We start from the raw sequence: 21,756 nt of genomic DNA on the forward strand, positions 1-21,756 counted from the left end.
GTCATATGCTGTTTAACCAGCGTCTGATATCGGCGGGTAAGGCGAGAGTCAATCCCGCCAACAGATAGGTTGAAATCATTCTGCAAAGTAATAACAGGTATCACGATAAATGTGTAGATACCTATGCATCAACGCAGGGGCGGCCGTCAGTCCTCATTGGACAGATGTTCACGGATAAGGGCCAGAAACGGCAGACCGAAACGCTCCAATTTGCGGTTGCCCACCCCATTGACCCGCAACATCTGGCCGCTGTCGGTGGGCAGCTGCTCGGCCATCTCCAAAAGCGTAGCGTCATTGAACACCACATAAGGCGGGACATTGGCCTCGTCCGCCAGCGCTTTACGCAGCTTGCGCAGCTTGGCGAACAGCGGGCGGTCATAGTTGCCGCCGTAGGTTTTGGGGGCCGCGCGGGTTTTCAGATTGGTCACCCGCGGCTCCGCCAGCATCAAGTCCACCTCGCCCCTGAGCACCGGCCGCGCTGACTCTGTCAGCTGTAACGCCGAATGCTGAGTAATATTCTGGCTGACCAGCCCCAGATGGATCAATTGCCGCAGCACGCTTATCCAATGCTCATTGCTGCGCTCGCGGCCAATACCGTAGACCGGCAGCCGATCGTGCGCGTATTCACGTATACGCTGGCTGTTGGCGCCTCTGAGCACCTCAACGACATAGGCCATACCGAAACGCTGCCCGACCCGGTAAATGCAGGAGAGCGCTTTGCGCGCCTCCTCCAGCCCATCGTAGCGCTTGGGCGGGTCGAGGCAGATGTCGCAGTTGCCGCAGTTGCCGCATGCCATCTGACGGCCTTCGCCGAAGTAGTTCAGCAGCACCAGCCGCCGGCAGGTCTGCGCCTCGGCGAAGGCGCCCATGGCGTTGAGCTTATGGCGCTCGATATCCTGCTGCTGGCCGGCGGGTTTTTCTTCCAGACAGCGCCGCAGCCAGGCCATGTCCGCCGGATCATACAGCAAAATGGCTTCGGCCGGCAGACCGTCGCGGCCGGCACGCCCGGTTTCCTGGTAATAGGATTCGATGGTGCGCGGGATGTCGAAGTGCAGCACAAAGCGCACGTTGGGCTTATTGATGCCCATGCCGAAGGCGACCGTCGCCACCACGACCTGTAAATCGTCACGCTGAAACGCCTCTTGTACCTGAGCGCGGCGATCGTTTTCCAGACCGGCGTGATAGGCGGCAACGCTGACGCCGCGGCTTTGCAAACGCGCGCTCAGATCTTCCACCCGCGAACGGCTGTTGCAATAAATAATACCGCTTTTACCGCGCTGGCCCTGCACGAAATGCCAGAGCTGCTCAAAGGGTTTGTACTTTTCCACCAGCGTGTAGCGGATATTGGGGCGGTCGAAGCTGCTGAGCTGGATCAGCGGCTCGCGCAAATCCAGCAAGCGCAGAATATCCTGCCGCGTGGCTTCTTCCGCGGTGGCGGTCAGCGCGAGGAACGGCAAGGTAGCAAAATGGCGTTTGATTTGCCCGAGCGCACGGTATTCCGGGCGGAAGTCATGTCCCCATTGGGAAATGCAGTGCGCCTCGTCCACCGCGATCATCGCCAGCCGCCACTGCTGCAATTGCTCGAGCATGTTGTCCATCATCAGACGCTCGGGGGCGATGTAGAGCATTTTGATGCGCCCGGCTCGGCACGCCGCCATTATCTCGTACTGCTGCTCGCGGCTCTGGGTGGAGTTCAGGCAGGCCGCCGCGACGCCGTTGGCCAGCAGTTGATCTACCTGGTCCTTCATCAGCGAAATCAGCGGCGAAACCACCAGCGTCAGCCCGTCCATCACCAGGGCGGGGATCTGATAGCACAGCGATTTACCGCCGCCGGTGGGCATCACCACCAGGCAGTCGCGGCCGCTGAGTACCGCGTGAATGATCGCTTGCTGGCCCGGCCGAAACTGCTGGTAGCCGAAGGTGTCGTGCAACACCTGCTCCGCCAACGCTTCCCGCTGGATTATTTCCGCCGTAGACACATCTGCTCCATCTTAGTCTTCAGACGAACGCCGCTGCGGCGTCCGTGGTTAAGTCCCTATGAATTACATCATATCATTGAGCATAAAGCCCATCCCGATACGTGTCTGGCGATGATTATAATCGATTAACGACTCGCCATAGCCGCTAAACACCTGAGTATAAAAACGGACGTGCCGGCTGACGGGATAGCTCCAGCCCACCTGCGCGCCACCGTAGCCGCTGTTCCAGTTGTAACGTCCTTCCGCGCTGAAGATGCTTTCACCCCAGGCATAACCTATCTTCAACCGGTAATGGCCCATGTACTTGATAATATCGGGGTTATCGCTGCTGTCATCCAGCCGCAGCCACGGCTTCACTTCCACCTGCCAGTTCCCGTTTTGCGCCATGAGCCGCGTATAGGCGCGGTTCCAGCTGCGCGACGTGGGATCCGAGCGGCCGTTGGACTGATGGTTCAGGCCCAGCTCCACATCGCGCAGGGTCCAGCCTGCGAAATCATAATCCGTTGCCCAACCAATGAACAGCTGTGGTTCATAGTTGGTTTCGCGAAAGGGCGACGATTCTTCACTGTTGGATAACTGCCACCAGGAGCGCTGGGTATAGGACGCGCCCAGCAACGAGTTATCGCCCGCGATACCGCGCCACAGCGGAAATCCCAAGCTTAACTGGAAAGCCACTTCGTCTTTTTTGGCGTTATTGGCCCAATCGTAGCTGCTTATCGCCTGTTTGTTGATGTTGCTGGTATAGGTGTAGAGCAGGTAATTGCTCTCATACGGGTAAAGCGTGAAGGGATTGTCGTGATCCTGCAATAGATTGGCAATGATGCTTCCCTTCACCGCCGGTGTATCATGGATCTTCTCAACCGTGGCTTCTTGGGCGTAAACGAAAGAAGTCGATCCCAGCAAGAGAGCGGTTGCCCCCCAAAGTTTGCGCATAAAATGTTCTCCGAAAGCGCGTAACCCATCAACACAAGCATTCAAAGCTAATCATTTTACACGCTCTTGGAACTTTGTTTTAGGGAAAACTGCCTAAAGTTAACGCCGCCACCCGAGGCTGGTAAGCCACATTAATTAAGCATACTATGAACATAAATATTACATTACTCCGCGCATCAAGCGTTGCCCCAATCCGGAATTAACTATGTCTGCAACCCCACTTACCGCCGATCACGTCCGCCGTTTGATCGGGGATATCTTTGTCTATCATATGCCGTTCAACCGCGAACTGGGTTTGAAACTCACCCGCCATGAGAGCGATGCCGCACAACTCGAATTTGAGCGCGATGAGAAACTGGTGGGCAACGCCCTGCAGCGCATTCTGCACGGCGGCGTGATCGCCTCGGTGCTGGACGTCGCCGCCGGGATCACCTGCGTGACCAGCGCACTATTGCGCCAGCCCGCGCTTTCGGAGCAGGATCTGCGCCATCGCCTGGCGCACATGGGGACACTATCGACATGCGGGTGGATTATCTGCTGCCCGGTCACGGTGAGCGGTTTATCGTTACCAGCCACCTACTGCGCGGCGGCAACAAGATTTCCGTAGCGCGCGCGGAGCTGCACAACGATCGGGGGCATCATCTCGCCACCGCCACCGCTAACTATCTGGTGGGCTGACCAATGAGCGACAATAGCGCCCGTCAGGGCGTTCTGTGCGCCCTTGGCGCCTATTTTATCTGGGGCCTGGTACCCGCCTATTTCAAATTGATAGCCCAGGTGCCCGCCAACGAAATTCTCGCGCACCGAATTCTCTGGTCGGTGGTGTTTATGCTGGTGTTACTGAGCCTCGGCCGCCGCTGGCCGCAGGTGCGCCAGTCTTTACGGCGCGGCAAATTGCTGCTGATGCTGGCGATGACTTCTGTGCTGGTCGGCAGCAACTGGCTGCTGTTTATCTGGGCGGTTAATCACCACCATATGCTGGAAGCCAGCCTCGGTTATTTTATCAATCCGCTGGTCAACGTATTGCTCGGCATGCTGTTTTTGGGCGAACGTTTCCGCCGGTTGCAGTGGTTCGCGGTGGTATTGGCGTCCGCCGGCGTGCTGGTACAGCTGTGGATATTCGGTTCACTGCCGCTTATCGCCCTGGGGCTGGCGCTCACTTTCGCGCTCTATGGCCTGTTGCGCAAAAAGATCGGCATCGACGCACAAACCGGCATGCTCATCGAAACCCTCTGGCTGCTGCCGGCGGCCGCCTATTATTTGTTTATCGTCGCCGATAGCCCGACCAGCCACCTCGGCGCCAACGGCTGGCATCTTAATCTGCTACTCGCCTGCGCGGGGGTGCTGACCACGGTGCCGCTGCTGCTGTTTACCGCCGCCGCCAACCGCCTGCGGCTGTCGACGCTCGGTTTTTTCCAGTATCTCGGGCCGACGTTGATGTTCCTGCTGGCGGTGGGGTTTTATGGCGAGGCGTTAAGCGCCGATAAGCTCTATACCTTCGCCTTTATTTGGCTGGCGCTTGGGGTTTTCATTACCGACGCCCTTTTGGTCCAGCGGCGGCGGCTTTCGGTCGCTTGAGGCGGCGTCAGCTGCGCGACTGGCTGGACGGACGCCGGACGGAGGTGCGCGAGATAAAGCGCGCCATCGCCGGCCCGAACAGCAGAATGGCGAATAAACGCAGGCTTTGCATCGCCATGACAAAACCGATATTCACCTGACTGCCGGCGGCGATAATCGCCACGGTATCCAAACCTCCGGGGCTGGTGGCCAGATAAGCGGTCAGTAAATCCACCGGCAGCAGTTTAGTCAGCAGCCAAGCCATGGCGCCGCACAGCAGCATCAGGCCGGCGATGGACGCCAGCATCTGCGGTAGCGTTTTCAGCGCCAGCAGCACGATAGCGCGGGTGAAGCGCAGGCCAACGCTCCAGCCGATAAATGCATAGGCCAGCGCCAGCAGCCATTCCGGCACCTGCAGCGTCAGCGTGCCGGTGGCGTGCAGCGTGGCGCCGGCCACCATCGGCAGCAGCAGCGGACCGGCGGGAATACGCAGCCGGCGGCCGAGTATCGCCCCCACGGCCGCCACCGCCAGCGTGGCGATAAAGCGGGCATCCAACGGCGGAAACCACGTCACCGCCGGCGCAACGGCCCCCTGTTCGCCCAGCGCAATATGCGCCACCGCGGCGGCGGTGGCGACGAACAACACCCGCAAATATTGCATAAACGCCACTAGCCGCACATCAGCGCCGAAGTCGCCCGCCATCGCCACCATCGCCGACGCCCCGCCCGGGGACGCCCCCCAGGCGCCGGTCGGCCCGGGCAGGCTGCTAAACCTGACCAGCAACCAACCCGACAAGCCGCTGGCCAGCAGCGTGACCGCCAGCGTCAACACCACGGGTAACCAGTCGCTGACCAGCACCGACAGAATGGAAGGCGAGAGGGCGCCGGCTATCATGCACCCCAGGATGGCCTGACAGCCGATAAATACCTTGGGCGAGATGGCGATGCGGGCGCCGGACAAGGCCATCACCAGACCGACCATCATGGGTCCAAGCAGCAGCGCGGCGGGAACGTGATAATGTTGCAGGATAAATCCCAGCGCCAGCGAACACGCCAGCAGGATCAACCATTGGAGATAAACCGGCAAAGCTTTCATGAATGAAGGTCGTTTCAAAGCAGGCGTAGGTAGCCGTTTTATCATATTGCGGCCACGGAGCAAAATATCCTGCGTCTGGAGCGGCGTCCTGACCGGCCGCCGTCTCCGCCCCGCCACTTCCTACAGCCAGTTTTTGCGCTTGAAATACAAATACGGCGCCAGCCCGGCCAAAATCATCAGCATAATGGCGCCCGGATAGCCGAAAGACCATCTGAGCTCGGGCATAAACTCGAAGTTCATACCATAACTGGAGGCAACCAAGGTCGGCGGCAGGAAAACCACCGAAACCACCGAGAATATCTTGATAATGCGGTTCTGCTCGATATTGATAAAGCCCATTGCCGCCTGCATCAAGAAGTTCACCTTCTGGAACAGCGATTCGTTATGGGGCAACAGCGACTCGATATCGCGCAGGACTTCCCGCGCCTGCTCCAGCTGCCCTGACGGCAGCCGCGCCTTGCGCACCAAAAAGTTCAGCGCCCGCTGGGTATCCATCAGGCACAGCCTGACTTTCCAGCCTACATCCTCAAGCTCGGCGAGGGTGGAGAGCGCGTTATCATACTCATCGCCCTGACGGCCCTCCATGATGACCAGGCTTAAAGCCTCCAGATCGCTGTAGATATTTTCAATCTCGTCCGCCAGTTGCTCGATTTTGGTCTCAAACAAATCCAGCAGCAGCTCGTAGGCATTGCCGTCAATCAGCGTCTGGCTGCGGGTTCGCATCCGGTAGAGGCGAAACGCCGGCAATTCCCGCTCGCGCAGGGTATAAAGCCGGCCATCGCGGATAGTAAACGCCACGGTGGCGTTACCGGCGTGATCTTCGGCGTCGGCGTAAAAGAAGAAGGAGTGGATATGCAACCCGTCCTCGTCCTCGAAAAAGCGGGCGGACGCTTCGATATCCTCCAGCTCCAGACGCGTCGCCAGGCTTTGTCCCAGCTCGTGCTGCACCCGTTCGCGTTCATCATCGCCGGGCTCGATCAGATCAACCCATACCGCTTCAGGTAGGGTGCCCAGCTCATCGGCGTCAAGACGCGATAAACGATGGTTTTCCAGTTGAAATGCGTTAAGCATACGCCCTCGTTTCCTTCACGGTAGCCAACGGGAAACGCATTAGATCACAGAAATACGGGGTGAGGAGTCACCGTCGAGTTTCAGACCGTCAAAGATCCGACTCTGCGCGACGCTAATGGAAGGTCGCTGACAACCACTGAGGCGGCCAGCGCTGGAGGCAGCCTTAGTGGATGTACCTGATTAACAGATTATCGAGCCAGTATCTACTGGGGGTGTCCAAGGCGTAATCCTCTCCTAATAGTAGTGCGCGCATGTTACGCCGAGAAGAAAAAGACTGTCAATACGTGAGAAAAATCGTTTGGTCAGTTTCTGTCCAATGGCGCGGCGCGCAACGGCCTTAAACGGTTTCCAAGCGGGCGTAAGCCGCCACCAGCCATTTGATACCCTGGCCTTGAAACGCAATCTGCAGGCGGCTATGTTCGCCGCTGCCTTCCAGATTGACCACCGTGCCCTCGCCAAATTTCGGATGACGTACCCGCTGACCCAGGGTGAAACCGCTATCGCTTTCGCTCAACGGCGCGCCGATGCGCGGCTGGCTGGCCGGACGGGTTACGCTTGCGCGCAGGCGCACTTCTTCCACGCACGCCGGCGGCAGTTCGCCGACGAAACGCGACGGCCGGTGATAAGCCTCTTTACCGTACAGCCGGCGGGTTTCCGCATAGGTAATGGTCAGCTTGTCCATCGCGCGGGTAACGCCCACATAGGCCAGGCGGCGCTCTTCTTCCAGGCGCCCGCCTTCGTCCAGCGACATCTGGCTGGGGAACATGCCCTCTTCCATACCGACGATGAACACTTGGGGAAATTCCAGCCCTTTGGCGGAATGCAGCGTCATTAATTGCACCGCGTCCTGATAGGCGTCGGCCTGGCCCTCGCCGGCCTCCAGGGCGGCGTGAGACAAGAATGCCTGTAGCGGCAGCAGATCCTGATCTTCATCGTTGTAGCTGAACTGGCGGGTAGCGGTGACCAGCTCTTCCAGGTTCTCGATACGCGCCTGGCCCTTTTCCCCTTTTTCCTGCTCGTACATGCTCCACAGGCCGGAGTTTTTAATCACCCTGTCGGTTTGCACATGCATCGGCAGCTCCGCCGTCTCTTCCGCCAGCGCATCAATCAGCTCCAAGAACCGCTGCAGCGCGGCGGCGGCACGGCCGGCCAGCACGCGCTCCGCGAGCAGCGCCCGGCTCGACTGACACAGCGTCAGCTGCCGATCGCGGGCGGTCTGACGCACGACATCGAGGGTGCGATCGCCGAGGCCGCGCGTCGGGGTATTGACCACCCGCTCATAGGCGGCGTCGTCGTTGCGATTGGCGATAAGCCGCAAATAGGCCAACGCATCCTTGATTTCCTGACGCTCGAAGAAGCGCATACCGCCGTAAATCCGGTAAGGCAGCCCCGTTTGCAGCAGCGCCTCTTCCAGCACGCGCGACTGGGCGTTGCTGCGATACAGAATGGCGCAGTCCTTGAGCGCCCCGCCCTGCTCCTGGCTTACCTTAATGCGGTTAACCACAAAGCGCGCCTCGTCCAGTTCGTTAAAGGCGCAGTAAAGGGTAATCGGTTCGCCTTCAGCGCCCTCGGTCCACAGGTTTTTGCCCAGCCGGCCGCCGTTGTGGGCGATAAGGGCGTTGGCCGCCTGCAGGATATTGCTGGTGGAGCGGTAATTTTGCTCCAGTCGAATGGTCTGCGCGCCGGGGAAATCGTCCAGGAAGCGCTGGATGTTCTCGACCTGCGCCCCGCGCCAGCCGTAGATCGACTGGTCATCGTCGCCGACGATCATCACATTGCCGTCATCGCCGGCCAGCATGCGGATCCAGGCGTATTGGATTTGGTTGGTATCCTGGAATTCGTCCACCAGAATATTGGTAAAACGTTCGCGGTAATGGCGCAGAATATGCGGCTTGTTCAGCCACAGCTCGTGGGCGCGCAGCAGCAGCTCGGCAAAATCCACCAGCCCGGCGCGGTCGCACGCTTCCTGATAGGCCTGATAGATGCGTTGCCAGGTCGCCTCGACCGGATTGCCGTAGCTCTCCACATGCTGTGGACGCAGGCCCTCGTCTTTTTTGCCGCCGATATACCACATCGCCTGGCGCGGCGGCCACTGTTTCTCATCCAGATTCATGGCGCGGATAAGGCGTTTTAACAAGCGCAGCTGATCTTCACTGTCGAGGATCTGAAAATCCTGCGGCAGGTTGGCATCCTGATGGTGGGCGCGCAACAGGCGATGGGCCAGCCCATGGAAGGTGCCGATCCACATGCCGCCCTGGCTGGTGCCCACCAGATGTTCGATACGGTGGCGCATCTCCGCCGCCGCCTTGTTGGTAAAAGTGACCGCCATTACCGAATAAGGCGAGCAATTTTCCTCCGACAGCAGCCAGGCGATACGGTGCACCAGCACCCGCGTTTTGCCGCTGCCGGCGCCGGCCAGCACCAGCAAATTACCGCGCGGCGCCGCCACGGCTTCCCGTTGCTTGTCGTTCAAGCTGTTGAGCAAATCAGAAACGTCCATAGGTGGCCTTTAACATGCGATGAGGAACGCCGCCCGGCGGCGGCAAAACACTGGTCATTTATACAGAGTATACGTTGATTATAACAAGGCTGTTAGGGATGCCAACCGCGAAATTTCCAGATGCGGCAATAGACGCGCATCGGCGGCGGCGGCGAAATTACCGCCGCGATCGTTGATCCAGCAGGCCTGCATCCCGTAGCGGATGGCGCCGGTGATGTCCGCTTCCAGATCGTCGCCCACGTGCAAAATCGTCTCGGGCGGCACCTTCAGCCGCGTCGCCGCCAGATGGTACATATCCTGCCAGGGCTTGGCGCGGCCATCCGGGCCAGCGCGCAAAATGTGGCTGAAATAGCCCGCCAGCCCGCAGGCCGCGGGTGACGCATTGCCGTTGGTGATCGCCACCAATGGCCGGCGGGCGCCAAGGGCCGCCAACGTTTCGTGCGTGTCGGCCGGGACATCAATCTGACTGCGCCAGCGCAAGACGACCTCCATGGCGGCATCGGCGCCGACGCGCGCGTCGTGCTCGCTGAGCCCCGCGTTACGCATCGCCAATTCGATCGAGCGCCAGCGCCAATGGCTTACATCGTGATAAATGTCCGGTTCGCGCTGACGCAACTCACGGCGCAAACGCTGATAATCTTCCTGCCCCAGGTGGCGCAGCGCGGGATGATAATGCTGTAGAAACCGCACCGACTCATATTCGGTGCGGGCAATCACCGGCCGGTTATCGTACAGGGTATCATCGAGATCAAAGGTTAACGCGCGCAGCTGTCGCAGAGGGCGATAAAAATGCATCAGGTTTTTTCCCGTTTGGCTCGTGGGTGCGCGGCATCGTACACCGATGCCAAATGCTGAAAATCGAGGTGGGTATAGATTTGGGTGGTGCTGAGGTTGGCATGACCCAACAGCTCCTGCACCGCGCGCAAGTTGCCGCTTGACTCCAGCATATGGGTGGCGAAGGAGTGGCGCAGCTTATGGGGATGGATATGGCTGTTCACTCCTTGCTTCACACCCCATTCGGCGAAACGTTTTTGTACGTTACGCGCCGAAATACGACGTCCGCTGTTGGCGATGAACACCGCATCATCCTTGGGCGCGTAACGGTCACGTAGCGCTAACCAGCGCGTCAGCCAGGTGACGGCGGTGGCGCCAATGGGCAATTTACGCTCTTTGTTGCCTTTACCCACCACCCGCACTTCGCCGCCGCCGAGATCAACGTCCGCGCAATTAAGACCGACCAGCTCCGCCAAACGCAGGCCCGCGCCGTACATCACTTCAAGCATTGCGCGATCGCGCAGGGCCAGCGGGTCGCGGGTGTCGATATCCAGCAGGTGGTCTACTTCATCGACATCCATGTTTTTCGGCAAATGCCGACCGTGGCGCGGCGCGGAAACGCCGCGTGCCGGGTTCGCGCCCAGCGCGTCGATGCCCACCAGCCAGTCGAGAAAGCTGCGTAACGCGGAGAGCCGCAGCGCCAAACTGGCGGACTGCAGGCCCTGGCGCTTGCTGCGCGCGGCCAATGAGCGCACCTGGCTCACCTCAAGCTGGCGCCATTCCGTCAGCCCCATGTCATCGACCATGGCGATAATGGTATACAGCTGCCGCTGGTAGCTTTCCCGCGTTTTGGCGCTCAGTTGCCGCTCTACCCGCAGATAATGCAGGAAAGCGTCAACCTGCAGCTGCAGCGAAGAGCCGGTACCGGTCATGCCCGGCTGACCCAACGTTCCAGCAGGCCTGGTAGCAGTGTGGCCAACTGCTGTAATAGCACCGTGCCCATGCCGTCCTGGAAATGCTGGCTGTCGCGGCTGGTAAACATCAGCACGCCAAGCGAGCCATCATCCCCCAGCAGCGACATGGCGACGGAGCCTATCTGCCGCACCTGAGGCAGTAGCAGCAGCAGTTCCGGGCCGTTCAGCTTGCCGAGATAATGGTTGTCCTGACCAAGGCGCTGGATCCGCAGCGGCTCGAACGCGCTGCGCGCCAGCGCCAGGTGGGTAAATCCAGACGGCGCGCCCAACTGCCATTGGTCGCTAAACAGACGCACATGGGCGCCCGCCAGTCCCAGGCCGCGCGCCCAGCGCTGCAGGCGATTAAGCAGCTCCTGCAGACTGCCTGCCGCCGCCAAATCGGACTGTAGCCGCAATAACCGATAGAACAGCGGCTCGTTGGTGCTCGCGTGTTCCATGAGGCGGGTGATATCGTCCTCCAACTGCTGAATATGGGCGCGCTGACGCCCCAATTGCCATTCCAGCAGCGACACGCAGCCGCGCACCGGATGCGGTACCACCATCTGCTCCACGACCCGGGCATTGCGGATAAAGAAATTCGGGTGCGTAAGCAGATATTGCACCACCTGTTCGTCATCCAGCGTTTGCGCGTTGTCCGCCTGTTCACCGACTTGCTTCATAGATGAATAAATCCGTCATAGACATGGGTGGCCGGCCCGGTCATGTACAGTGAATGACCCGGTCCGCGCCAGCTGATGGCGAGCCGACCGCCGGGGAGATCCACCCGTACCTGTTCCGCCAGCTGGCCTTGTGAGATCCCCACCGCGACCGCGGCACAGGCGCCGCTGCCGCAGGCTTGGGTTTCCCCTGCGCCGCGTTCATAAACCCGCAGGCGGATATGCCCGCGGTCTAACACCTGCATAAAACCGATATTGGCCCGTTCTGGAAAGCGTTCGTGGCTCTCCAAAACCGGTCCGAGCGTCGCGACCGGGGCGTTGTCTACACTGTCCACGGCAATCACGCAGTGCGGGTTGCCCATGGACACCACGCCGCACAGCACCGTCTGCTCCGCCGCGCGCATAATATAGGTTTTTTCCGCCCTGGCCGCGCGAAACGGCACCTGCTGCGGGTCGAAATTCGGCTCACCCATATTGACGCGCACCATATCGTCTTCGGTGACGGTCAACACCATGCGTCCCGTTTGGGTACTGACATGGATATCGCGTTTGTTGGTCAGATTTTTCATGCGCACGAAGCGGGCAAAACAGCGGGCGCCGTTGCCGCACTGCGCCACTTCGCTGCCGTCGGCGTTGAAAATACGATAATGGAAATCCAGTTCCGGATCATAGGGCGGTTCCACCACCAGCAATTGATCAAACCCCACGCCGCAATGTCGGTCCGACAAGCGGCGGATCATTTCGGGTGAGAAATAGACATTTTGCGTCACGGCATCCACGACCATAAAGTCGTTACCCAGGCCGTGCATTTTGGAGAACTGCATATCTCACTCCGCTGAGTAGCCGATAACGCAGCATAGCGCGTCTGCCGGCAGGAAGCGACTGCGTCGCGATTACGGCTGTTCGGTCCCGACGGCGGTGCTGCTGCCGTCATCCCCGGGGGACGCGGTCTGCACCGGGGATTGGGTCGAGGACGGCGTGGTCGTCAGTTGATGCTTTTGTTCGCTTTTGTCCGCTTTGTCTGCCGGCGGAAAATAAAGGGGACCTTTCAGGCCGCAGCCGTAAAGCCCCAGCAGCATCAACCCCAACGCCGCGCGGCGCAATTCGCTTTTCATTTCACCCATTACCTATTGTTCATCCGTCTCAGCTTCCTATCATCGCAGTTGGTATATGAAAAGCAACAGCAATTGTCGTTGGCAAGCGACGCGACGGGCGGGAAATGGCGGGCGCGGGGAAGGCGTACCCCGCCGGCGGATTAGCTGCTGCGCGCGTTTTGCGCCAGCGGCGGCGCGCCATTTGCAAATGGCGTGGCGCACAAATGGGACAGCACGCTGCTGCGAAACGGCACCACCTGGATGCGGCCGTCCAGATTCATAATCTGGTAGAACTGCGGCAAATTGAAATTAATGAAACTGGAACCGTAGGTAAACCGGTCGTGGGAAGAGGAGTAGAACCGGCTGACGTCGCGCACCAGCTCTTCTTTACTGCCTTCGCAGTGATGATAGGCTTCCACCCGATTGGTCTCATCGAGAATATAGATATTGAAACCGCTATCGTCGCTGGTGTCTTCAAAAAAGAACTGAATGATGCCTTCGCTGGCGAACCCGTCCACCACCGGCGGCAGGTGGACCTGCTCGGTCTCCATCTGAATGGACAGCCCGTGCAGCTTATTGTTGGAAATGGCGCCGTAGAACTCCACCGCATTTTCCAGCTTCTGCACCGAAACGCTCAGGCGCTCGAAAAACAGCCCCCAGGTCTGTCCCGCCACGCGCACCGCTTTAAACCGCGCCGGATCCTGACGGGTACTGGAGAGGCGCAGCTCGATACATTCGGAAACCAGCTGCTGTACCCGGGTGCGGATAAGCCCGCGCAAATGCTGGCTATAACAGAACACCTCCACCGTATCCGGTGGCGCGGCATCCTGATGCATTTTGCCGAGAATGGTTTTTAGCGCTTCCAGCACCGCCTGCTCGCCGCTGAAATGCAGGGTGCGCACTTCATTCCACGAATTGCGATAAAGCAAATCGATGCTGCCCACCAGACACTGCTGCTGCTGGCCGAAGCTGAACACATCCAGTTTGCGGAAATCGAAATGCACCACCTGATTACGGAATACCGCGGTGGGATCGTGCTCAAGATTGACGATAATCGCCAGATGACGGATTTCGCACGGGCTGTAGAGCGCCTTGGGCGTCGGCGCCGGCACCCGCAGCGGGAAGTGGCTGGCCACATCGGCGATAAGCTCATTTAGCTTGGCGCTATCGCAGGTGTCGCTGCCCTTGATATGCACCTGGGTCGAGCGGGTCAACAGCCCGTTAAACCAGGCCCAGGCCACCAGTTTATTGAGATAACGGTTATATTCCAGCGGCTGATGGCTGATGATGGAATCCATCGACGGCGACTGATTGTACAAATACCAGCCGGTACGGTTGGCGCGACCCTGCGGCACATGGATAAACGTCAGATCGGGTTCCGACAGATCCGGCGAAATCTGCGGATTGAGCAGGGTCACTTTACCGGGCAGCGCCTCGAAGGCCGCATACAGCTTGCGGGTCAGCACGCCGATATCCTGCGGGCTGGCGCTGACGCTCAAGTTGTTGCGGCGGGCAAACCGGATAAGATTACGGTAACTCTGCATCATGGCGTCCAGCAGCTCATTGTTCGCTTCACGCACCTGGGCAATCTTCCAGTTGGCGCGATCATCGAGCATCTGCAGCCGCGCGTCATCCCAGCCCCAGCTGGTCACCAGCTGCGTCAGGATCTCCCGCCGCCAGGGCGTGCCCGCCGGATCTTGCGACAGTTTTTCGCACACCTTCAGATAGAAGCAGCGGCGCACCATATCCAGCCGCGTCATGTCGTTTATCTGCGTCAGATAGTAGGTCACCCGCTCCAGCATCATGCAATAGGGATCGAGGCCGAAGGAAACGATTTCGCCGTCGTGCAACCGCTGTTTGATTTTCATCGCCAGCAGTTCGGTGTGGGGACATTCCCAGGAGTAGGCTTCCAGCAGCAGCGTTTTCAACACCGCCTTATAAGGTGAGTCGATGCTTTTATACAGCTGCCACAGGCTGGCGCCGAAGTACTCTTCCGCAGACAGGGTGCCGAGGCCACCTAAATCCAGCCACTCGTTGGGCGTCAGCGCGCCGCGGGCGTACAGCGACAAGACATACTCATCGTAGTGCGCTTCTTCGTCGCCGGGCACCATATTCCACAGGATACGCTTACCGCCCATGCGCACGGCGGTGCGATAGAATTCATCCAGCAGCAGGATGTGCTGAGTGGAGCCGCAGTCCTCATCGCCGAGGCTGCCGCTTTCATTATGGCGAAAACGGTTTTCATCGATCAGGAAGAAATTGACGTCCACGCCCCGGCGGTTCGCCCACTGCTCAAGCAGATGACATTTACACTGCAGTTGAGCGCGCTCCTCGCTGTCCAGCCAGGACTGATGACACACCCAGATATCGAGATCGGAGTTGGCGTTCTGGCCGATGGAAGAGGTGCTGCCCATGGAGTAAACACCGGTAATGGGCTGCTCGCCGCTGTCCGGCGCCACCACCGACGCGCCGGCCTGACGGCCGATGTCGTCGAGCCAGGCGCGCTGGGTCTCATCGGGGGCATAAAAGCAGATGCCGTGGGGCACGGTGCCGTCCAGGTAACCCGGAAGCATCGAATGATGAAAATGTAGTAAGGTTGGCAGCAGACTGTATACGTGTTGAAAATCCGGCCCCATGGCCGCCAACGCGCGATCTACCCGTAGTTGGTTAATCGCGTCCAGTCTCTGTTTCAAGGTCTCGATGTAGAAGTACAAGACGTCTCGCCTGATTATCCCGGTGTCAGAAGAACCCGTTTCTCCACCCGACCGGCGTAGTGAGTTGTAGAGTTATTGGCCGGTAAATGCTGGAAACGTGATCAATCTAACACCTTGCTGATTGACCGTAAAGAAAGTTAAGCTACCCAATGAGTATAGCACTTTCCCCAATGGCAACTTGTTATTCCTTTTTCCCCCTTCCCGCCTGGTTTCTCCGCCGCCGAAAACTGACAGTGATTCACTATCGGTGTTAGGATGGTGGGTGAATGATAAAATCGGTAATGACTATGCAAGACAACCTTATCAGAATCGCCACCCGGCAAAGTCCTTTAGCGCTTTGGCAGGCAGGGTACGTGCGCGATGAATTGCTACGCCATCACCCGCATCTGCAGGTTGAGCTAGTGCCTCTTATCACCCGCGGCGACATCATTCTTGACACGCCGCTGGCAAAGGTCGGCGGCAAAGGGTTATTCACCAAGGAATTGGAACGGGCGCTCCTGGAGCATCGCGCCGATATCGCCGTGCATTCGATGAAAGATGTCACGGTGTCATTCCCCGCCGGCCTGGGACTGTGCGTGCTGTGCGAGCGCGACGACCCGCGCGATGCCTTCGTCAGCCCGCGTTACGCCAATCTCGACGCGCTGCCGCCGGGCGCGATTGTGGGCACCTCAAGCCTGCGCCGGCAGTGCCAGTTGCGCGAACGGCGTCCCGATGTTGTCGTGCATGACCTGCGCGGCAATGTCGGCACCCGGCTGGCGAAACTCGATCGGGGCGACTTTGATGCGGTCATTCTGGCGGTGGCCGGGCTGAAACGGCTGGGTCTGCAGGACCGCATCCGTCAGGCCATCGATCCGGCGCAGTCGCTGCCGGCGGTGGGTCAAGGAGCGGTCGGTGTCGAATGCCGGCTGGACGATACCCGTACGCTGGCGCTGCTGGCGCCGCTGCATCACCGGGAAACCGCCCTGCGCGTCGGCGCCGAACGCGCCATGAACGCCCGTCTGCAGGGGGGATGCGAGGTGCCTATCGGCAGTTATGCCGTGCTTGATGGCGAGGAGATATGGCTGCGCGCGCTGGTGGGATCGCCTGACGGCACCACCGTCATTCGCAGCGAAGGACGCGCGCCGCTGGCGCAGGCGGAGCAGCTTGGCCTGCGTCTGGCGGATGATTTGCTGGACCGCGGCGCCCGCGCCATCCTGGCCCGCGTTTATCAGGATAATCCGCCGCAATGAGCATCCTCGTCACCCGCCCATCGCCTGCGGGCGAACAGCTGGTGAACAGGCTGCGCGCACGTGGCAAATCCGCCTGGCATCTGCCGCTTATCGACTTCACCCCGGGCAACGATCTGCCGCACCTCGCCCAGCGCCTCGCCGATTTAAGTGTGGGGGATTTGCTATTTATCGTCTCCCAACATGCGATTAACTACGCCCATCCCTGGCTGACGCAACAAGGCGTCAGCTGGCCGGCCGGGCTACACTATTTCGCCGTGGGGCGCACTACCGGCCTGCGGCTGCACGGTCTTTGCGGGCTGCCGGTCAGCTATCCCGATGAGGGAGAAACCAGCGAGGATTTGCTGCGCCTGCCGGCGCTGGCCCACATCGAGGGCAAGCGCGCGCTGATTTTACGCGGTAACGGCGGGCGGGAAGTGCTGGAGCAAACGTTGCGCCAGCGCGGCGTGCACACCTCCTATTGCGAATGCTACCGCCGCAGCCCGATCCACTACGATGGCGAAGAGCAGGGCCGGCGGATGCGGACGCTGGGCATCGACACGCTAGTAATTACCAGCGGCGAAATGTTACAACAATTCTATACTTTAATGCCTGAATACTATCGCCACGCCTGGCTGACGCACTGCCGGCTGATAGTCATCAGCGAACGTTTAGCCATGCTTGCCCGCCAATTGGGCTGGACGGATATCGTCGTAGCGAACGCGGCAGACAACGATGCTTTGATGCGCGTATTGCTCTAAATTTAATCATGGGACAGGCCAACATGACGGAACACACTACTCCAACGATCCCGCAGGATGACGCGACCAGGAAGACTGATAGCCCGCATGCTTCGACCCCGCTCTCCGGCGATGCCGGGCCTCGGCCCGCCGCCGCCACGCGCGCCGCGGGGGGGGAAATCCCGCCCGCCGGTAATGGCAAACCGGGTAAGACGGCCGGTGGACGCCGGCCGCTCGCGCTGATAGTGGCGGTGCTGGCCTTGATCATTGCGCTATTATTGGCGCTGGGCGTCTATATCGCCGCGCGCCAGCAGGCGCATCAGCAAGAAGTCGCCCGCACGCAGTTGCAGGAAGGTCTTGATGCACTCAGTCAGGCCCAACAGATGCAACGCCAGCAGTACCAGGACGCGCTGGACGCGGCTCGGGCGCAGCAAGACGCCCAGGGGCGCGAGCTGGAGGATTTGCAAAATAAACTGACGGCCATTACCGGCACCAACGCCAATACCTGGCTGCTGTCGCAGGCGGATTTTCTGGTTAAAATGGCCGGGCGTAAATTGTGGAGCGATCGGGATGTCGTCACCGCCGGCGCACTGCTGAAAAGTGCTGACGCCAGTCTGGCGCAAATGAACGATCCCAGCCTGACCGAAGCGCGACGCGCAATAACCGACGATATCGGCACCTTGGCCGGCGTCAGCCAGATAGACTTCGACGGTATTATTCTCAAGCTCAATCAGTTGACCAATCAAGTAGATAATCTGCGTCTGGCGGATAACGACAGCGACGAATCGCCCATGGATAGCGACAGCGGTGAATTGTCGGGGTCAATCCAGGAGTGGCGGCAGAATCTCAGCAAAAGCTGGCACAACTTCATGAACGATTTTATTACCGTGCGTCGCCGTGATACCGGCGCCGAGCCGCTGCTGGCGCCGAATCAGGATGTTTACCTGCGGGAAAATATCCGCTCCCGGTTACTGGTCGCCGCCCAGGCGGTGCCGCGCCATCAAAACGAAATCTACCAGCAGTCGCTGGATTCGGTCTCCACCTGGGTGCGCGCTTATTTCGACACCGACGACGCCACTACTCGCGCCTTCCTGAGCCAGATCGACGCGCTGGGGGAGGAGGATATCACCATGAACCTACCGGACAGCCTGCAGAGCCAGCCGCTGCTGGATAAACTGATGCAGACCCGGGTGCGCAATCTGCTGGCCCAGCCGACGGTCCCCGCCGCACAGGGAGAATAAGCGATGCTCAAGGTCTTGTTGCTGTTCATTCTGCTGTTCACGGGCATTGTGCTCGGTCCGCTGGTCGCCGGTCATCAGGGTTATGTGCTGATTCAGACCGACAATTACAATATTGAGACCAGCGTTACCGGTCTGGTGATTGTTCTCATTCTGGCGTTTATCGTCCTGTTTATCATCGAATGGGTCATCCGCCGACTGTTTCGGACCGGGGCGCGTACCCGCCGCTGGTTTAACGGCCGCAAAAATCATCGCGCCCGCAAGCATACCCGGGCGGCACTGATGAAGCTGGCCGAAGGGGATTATCGCCAGGTGGAAAAACTGCTGGCGCGCAATGCCGACCACGCCGATCAGCCGGTGGTCAACTACCTCCTGGCGGCGGAAGCCGCACAGCAGCGCGGGGACGATTTGCGGGCCAACCAATACCTGGCGCGCGCGGCGGAAGTGGCGGATAACGATCAGTTACCGGTGGACATTACCCGGGTACGTATTCAGCTGGCACGCCATGAGGATCATGCCGCGCGCCACGGCGTCGACCGGTTGCTGGAAACCGCGCCGCGCCATCCAGAAGTGCTGCGTCTGGCGGAACAGGCATTCATCCGCACCCGTGCCTGGCAGTCGCTGCTCGATATTTTGCCGGCGATGCGTAAGGTCCAGGTGTATGACGACGAGGCGTTAAACCGCGCGCAAAATCAAGCCTTTAACGGGCTGATGGACCAGATTATGGAGGAACAGGGCAGCGAAGGGCTGAACCGCTGGTGGCGCGAGCAGAGCCGTAAGGTACGCAACGACGTGCCACTGCAAGTCGCGCTGGCCGAACATCTTATCGAATGCAACGATCACGACACCGCCCAGCGCCTTATCGTCAAAGCGCTTAAGCATCACGCCGATGATAGATTGCTCTTGCTGCTGCCGCGGCTGAAAAGCGGCGATCCGGAGCAGGTTGAAAAAGCCCTGCGCCAGCAAATCCGTCAACAGGGAGATACGCCGCTGTTAGACAGTACGCTGGGGCAGCTGTTGATGAAACGCGGCGAATGGCAGGCCGCCGCCGAAGCCTTCCGCGCCGCGCTTAAGCAGCGCCCGGATGCCCATGACTACGCTTGGCTTGCGGACGTGCTGGACCGGCTGCACAAGCCGGAAGAGTCGGCGCAGATGCGTCGCGAGGGCTTGATACTGACGCTGGCGGCGCCGCAAAGTAAAATATCCGGCCCGGCCGACGCGCCGGCGGCGCCGAGTCAAACGCCTGCCGCCGCCGCCGCAGGCACGCTGAAAACGCCCCCCGCCGATCCCCGTCCTGACGCCTAAGGGGAAAAGTGAAACACTGCGCCGTCGGCAGCGGCAGCATGGCGCTGTGCCGGCGTAAAATGCCATACCGCCCTGACGCCGGCCAGTAGAGAGAATGGCCGCCATTCTGCCGCCGGCCGCTAAAAATGGACGAATACGCCGCCGGGGACGGCCCCATGCCGGCAGGCGGCGGGCGTCAATCCTGTACCGTCAGTTGCCGCCGCTCGCCGAGCCCCTCGCCCCCCCAGCCGCAGCCGTTGGCCGGCCCGCAAGAACATCGGCTGCGGTTTCTGCCCCAACCCCCCCGCCGGCGTGCCGGTGGCAATGATATCGCCCGCCACTTTTGGCAGCGTATCAGGATCCAGGGCACGCAAGCGGGCAAGCGCCGACGGTAGCAGCGCTTCGCCTGCACTATCGTCTATTACCCCGGCCAGCGATCGCAGCTGACCGTCCCCGTCCAGCAGGCCTGGACGCTCTTTGCCCGGCGGACCGTAACGTAATAGCTTCTTACATCACCTCCTTACCGGCGAGTAAAAATAAAAGCGTTGCAGGCCCCCGTTAGACGCATAGGTATCTACACATCAGGGAGGAGGCTTAAGAGCAACTCTCGCTAAATGAGTAAGTTCTTCCAGACTATATTCCGATAATAATTTTAGTGTATTCAACAAGATGGATAGGCCAGCGAGCAGAGCAGGAGCGCTCTCTCTGCGGCCTCGCTTTTGCTGTCGTCCTGACAAGCGACATATCAGCTGGCGGGCTGCCGCATTTTCTTCTCCTTCAGCGCGTTGCAGCCGCCATACCAGAACAGCAGCCATACTGGCTATTAACAACCTGCGTAGTACGGCTGGCGCGCTGCGCTGAAGCCATGTTTCTACGTCATGTCCGGCACCTTTCAGCAACTTAAAAAATGATTCAATATTCCAGCGCCAGTAATACCAACGAGCTACTTCCTCGCAGGTGATCTCGCTGCAAACGTTTGTAAGCAGCGTCCAGCGTCCCACCACATTACCGAGATCATCCGTAAGCCGAACAACAACCAATCTGACCGTCAGAGGCTCTCCAGGTTGGATTTTTATGCGGCGGCCGGTTTCTTTATCTTTACGCTTCTGCTGCGCAGCTCGGGTTATGACTATCGAGGTTTCACTGATTTCCATATCAGCTTTTTTCCCTTTCCAGTCTACCTGTCCGCATCCGTTGTATGGCAGAAGAGCAGCAATCTCACCAATTTTCAATGAATTACCTTGCCACTCTGCACCATGTCCTTCTTTTCCTCGGATAAGCCAGCATATTCCTTGAGTACTCAACGTCCGCATATGTCCAATAGAGTCACCCTCTCTATCAATTATATGAATCAGCTTTTTACCTATATTAAGCGATTCCACACGGGCAATATCGGTCGTCAAGGCGTCCATATGTGTCTGCCGTTCGGACAGTCCTTCCGCCAACGTTGAATGACAACCGGTTGCATCGGTAAGTGTCTGAGATAGAGGCGCTATTGGCAAACCCGTGCCAGCATCAACCAGCAAGCTGCTTTGAAGTTCATATCCAACATCGCCACCGTGCGTCATTTTTAAGCGTCCGTATTTGGCATGATGGTAAAGAAATTGTAAACGTGACCAATCATGAACAACGAGAGCGTATGGATGCGGGCTAAGCGAAATTTGCTCAAGTGCTAGCGAAATAATTGGCTCATTGAGTTGACTGAAGCTAATTCGCTTATTATTCAGAAAACGCCAGACAGCTTGGGTAGTTGCGAAAGTTGATTTTTGAGCACTTGCGAGGTCTTTAACCGCAGAAGCAAGAAGAGCCGCGGGCGTCATATGCTGTTTAACCAGCGTCTGATATCGGCGGGTAAGGCGAGAGTCAATCCCGCCAACAGATAGGTTGAAATCATTCTGCAAAGTAATAACAGGTATCACGATAAATGTGTAGATACCTATG

The 21,756-nt window shown here is 59.2% G+C and carries 17 protein-coding genes and 2 pseudogenes; 6 read left to right on the plus strand and 13 right to left on the minus strand.

The window, feature by feature from the left end; translation table 11 throughout:
* Positions 1-146 precede the first annotated feature (146 nt).
* Both recQ and pldA read right to left on the minus strand, forming a co-directional pair.
* Positions 147-1,979 (minus strand): ATP-dependent DNA helicase RecQ, encoded by a 1,833-nt coding sequence (recQ, locus tag CINSTRO3249_RS02430; protein WP_074012031.1) that lies wholly within the window; start codon positions 1,977-1,979, stop codon positions 147-149.
* Positions 1,980-2,042: 63 nt separating this feature from the next.
* The gene (gene pldA, locus CINSTRO3249_RS02435; RefSeq protein ID WP_074012032.1) at positions 2,043-2,912 is read right to left on the minus strand and encodes a phospholipase A; all 870 of its coding nucleotides are present in this window, start codon (positions 2,910-2,912) and stop codon (positions 2,043-2,045) included.
* Positions 2,913-3,117: 205 nt separating this feature from the next.
* Here pldA and CINSTRO3249_RS02440 point away from each other — a divergent pair.
* Both CINSTRO3249_RS02440 and rarD read left to right on the plus strand, forming a co-directional pair.
* Positions 3,118-3,590, plus strand: a pseudogene (locus tag CINSTRO3249_RS02440) (thioesterase family protein).
* A 3-nt stretch (positions 3,591-3,593) separates the two neighbouring features.
* Positions 3,594-4,490 (plus strand): EamA family transporter RarD, encoded by an 897-nt coding sequence (rarD, locus tag CINSTRO3249_RS02445; RefSeq protein ID WP_074012033.1) that lies wholly within the window; start codon positions 3,594-3,596, stop codon positions 4,488-4,490.
* A gap of 7 nt (positions 4,491-4,497) precedes the next feature.
* Here the strand turns inward: rarD and CINSTRO3249_RS02450 are convergent, their stop codons facing one another.
* From CINSTRO3249_RS02450 to CINSTRO3249_RS02490, 9 genes are all read right to left on the minus strand, one after another.
* A complete protein-coding gene (locus tag CINSTRO3249_RS02450) occupies positions 4,498-5,565 on the minus strand; it encodes an AbrB family transcriptional regulator (protein WP_074012034.1) in 1,068 nt (355 codons plus the stop codon).
* 120 nt (positions 5,566-5,685) lie between these two features.
* Positions 5,686-6,636, minus strand: a complete 951-nt coding sequence (corA, locus tag CINSTRO3249_RS02455) for a magnesium/cobalt transporter CorA (protein WP_074012035.1) — start codon at positions 6,634-6,636, stop codon at positions 5,686-5,688.
* Positions 6,637-6,973: 337 nt separating this feature from the next.
* Complete coding sequence (gene uvrD, locus CINSTRO3249_RS02460; protein WP_074012036.1) at positions 6,974-9,136, minus strand: DNA helicase II; 2,163 nt, start codon at positions 9,134-9,136, stop codon at positions 6,974-6,976.
* 78 nt (positions 9,137-9,214) lie between these two features.
* The gene (gene yigB, locus CINSTRO3249_RS02465; RefSeq protein WP_074012037.1) at positions 9,215-9,931 is read right to left on the minus strand and encodes a 5-amino-6-(5-phospho-D-ribitylamino)uracil phosphatase YigB; all 717 of its coding nucleotides are present in this window, start codon (positions 9,929-9,931) and stop codon (positions 9,215-9,217) included.
* Positions 9,931-10,842: a tyrosine recombinase XerC gene (xerC, locus tag CINSTRO3249_RS02470; RefSeq protein WP_074012038.1), complete on the minus strand. Its 912-nt coding sequence runs from the start codon at positions 10,840-10,842 to the stop codon at positions 9,931-9,933. Before xerC ends, yigB begins: the two co-directional genes overlap by 1 nt.
* Positions 10,839-11,543 (minus strand): DUF484 domain-containing protein, encoded by a 705-nt coding sequence (locus tag CINSTRO3249_RS02475; protein WP_074012039.1) that lies wholly within the window; start codon positions 11,541-11,543, stop codon positions 10,839-10,841. Before CINSTRO3249_RS02475 ends, xerC begins: the two co-directional genes overlap by 4 nt.
* A complete protein-coding gene (gene dapF / locus CINSTRO3249_RS02480; protein WP_074012040.1) occupies positions 11,540-12,364 on the minus strand; it encodes a diaminopimelate epimerase in 825 nt (274 codons plus the stop codon). The genes CINSTRO3249_RS02475 and dapF overlap by 4 nt, the downstream gene beginning before the upstream one ends.
* A gap of 69 nt (positions 12,365-12,433) precedes the next feature.
* Positions 12,434-12,664 (minus strand): LPS translocon maturation chaperone LptM, encoded by a 231-nt coding sequence (locus tag CINSTRO3249_RS02485; RefSeq protein ID WP_074012041.1) that lies wholly within the window; start codon positions 12,662-12,664, stop codon positions 12,434-12,436.
* Between the two features lie 131 nt (positions 12,665-12,795).
* Positions 12,796-15,348, minus strand: a complete 2,553-nt coding sequence (locus tag CINSTRO3249_RS02490) for a class I adenylate cyclase (protein ID WP_074012042.1) — start codon at positions 15,346-15,348, stop codon at positions 12,796-12,798.
* 287 nt (positions 15,349-15,635) lie between these two features.
* On the opposite strand from CINSTRO3249_RS02490, the gene hemC reads away from it, so the two are divergent.
* The 4 genes from hemC to hemY are packed head-to-tail and all read left to right on the plus strand — an operon-like array spanning position 15,636 to position 19,836.
* Positions 15,636-16,577 carry a hydroxymethylbilane synthase gene (gene hemC, locus CINSTRO3249_RS02495; protein WP_074012046.1) on the plus strand — a complete coding sequence of 314 codons (942 nt, stop codon included), beginning with the start codon at positions 15,636-15,638 and terminating at the stop codon, positions 16,575-16,577.
* A complete protein-coding gene (gene hemD, locus CINSTRO3249_RS02500; RefSeq protein ID WP_074012043.1) occupies positions 16,574-17,314 on the plus strand; it encodes a uroporphyrinogen-III synthase in 741 nt (246 codons plus the stop codon). Before hemC ends, hemD begins: the two co-directional genes overlap by 4 nt.
* A 23-nt stretch (positions 17,315-17,337) precedes the next feature.
* Positions 17,338-18,534: a uroporphyrinogen-III C-methyltransferase gene (gene hemX / locus CINSTRO3249_RS02505; protein WP_084790098.1), complete on the plus strand. Its 1,197-nt coding sequence runs from the start codon at positions 17,338-17,340 to the stop codon at positions 18,532-18,534.
* 3 nt (positions 18,535-18,537) lie between these two features.
* Entirely contained in the window at positions 18,538-19,836 is a 1,299-nt protein-coding gene (gene hemY / locus CINSTRO3249_RS02510; protein WP_084790096.1) for a protoheme IX biogenesis protein HemY, read from the plus strand.
* Between the two features lie 175 nt (positions 19,837-20,011).
* Here the strand turns inward: hemY and CINSTRO3249_RS17960 are convergent.
* Together CINSTRO3249_RS17960 and CINSTRO3249_RS02520 are read right to left on the minus strand one after the other, a co-directional pair.
* A pseudogene (locus CINSTRO3249_RS17960) lies at positions 20,012-20,150 on the minus strand (fumarylacetoacetate hydrolase family protein); the annotation flags it as partial.
* Between the two features lie 246 nt (positions 20,151-20,396).
* The coding region (locus CINSTRO3249_RS02520) for a flagellar biosynthesis protein FlhF (RefSeq protein WP_254304262.1) at positions 20,397-21,756 on the minus strand (1,360 nt) is incomplete at its 5' end.

The sequence above is a fragment of the Candidatus Sodalis sp. SoCistrobi genome (assembly GCF_900143145.1).
Lineage (GTDB): Bacteria > Pseudomonadota > Gammaproteobacteria > Enterobacterales > Enterobacteriaceae > SoCistrobi.

Bases quoted from the DNA above. Each gene is read 5' to 3' on its own strand.
- hemX (WP_084790098.1), top strand. From the start codon at position 17,338: ATGACGGAACACACTACTCCAACGATCCCGCAGGATGACGCGACCAGG.
- xerC (WP_074012038.1), bottom strand. From the start codon at position 10,842: ATGACCGGTACCGGCTCTTCGCTGCAGCTGCAGGTTGACGCTTTCCTG.
- CINSTRO3249_RS02475 (WP_074012039.1), bottom strand. From the start codon at position 11,543: ATGAAGCAAGTCGGTGAACAGGCGGACAACGCGCAAACGCTGGATGAC.
- rarD (WP_074012033.1), top strand. From the start codon at position 3,594: ATGAGCGACAATAGCGCCCGTCAGGGCGTTCTGTGCGCCCTTGGCGCC.
- corA (WP_074012035.1), bottom strand. From the start codon at position 6,636: ATGCTTAACGCATTTCAACTGGAAAACCATCGTTTATCGCGTCTTGAC.
- uvrD (WP_074012036.1), bottom strand. From the start codon at position 9,136: ATGGACGTTTCTGATTTGCTCAACAGCTTGAACGACAAGCAACGGGAA.
- dapF (WP_074012040.1), bottom strand. From the start codon at position 12,364: ATGCAGTTCTCCAAAATGCACGGCCTGGGTAACGACTTTATGGTCGTG.
- hemY (WP_084790096.1), top strand. From the start codon at position 18,538: ATGCTCAAGGTCTTGTTGCTGTTCATTCTGCTGTTCACGGGCATTGTG.
- yigB (WP_074012037.1), bottom strand. From the start codon at position 9,931: ATGCATTTTTATCGCCCTCTGCGACAGCTGCGCGCGTTAACCTTTGAT.
- pldA (WP_074012032.1), bottom strand. From the start codon at position 2,912: ATGCGCAAACTTTGGGGGGCAACCGCTCTCTTGCTGGGATCGACTTCT.
- hemC (WP_074012046.1), top strand. From the start codon at position 15,636: ATGCAAGACAACCTTATCAGAATCGCCACCCGGCAAAGTCCTTTAGCG.
- hemD (WP_074012043.1), top strand. From the start codon at position 16,574: ATGAGCATCCTCGTCACCCGCCCATCGCCTGCGGGCGAACAGCTGGTG.
- CINSTRO3249_RS02450 (WP_074012034.1), bottom strand. From the start codon at position 5,565: ATGAAAGCTTTGCCGGTTTATCTCCAATGGTTGATCCTGCTGGCGTGT.
- CINSTRO3249_RS02485 (WP_074012041.1), bottom strand. From the start codon at position 12,664: ATGGGTGAAATGAAAAGCGAATTGCGCCGCGCGGCGTTGGGGTTGATG.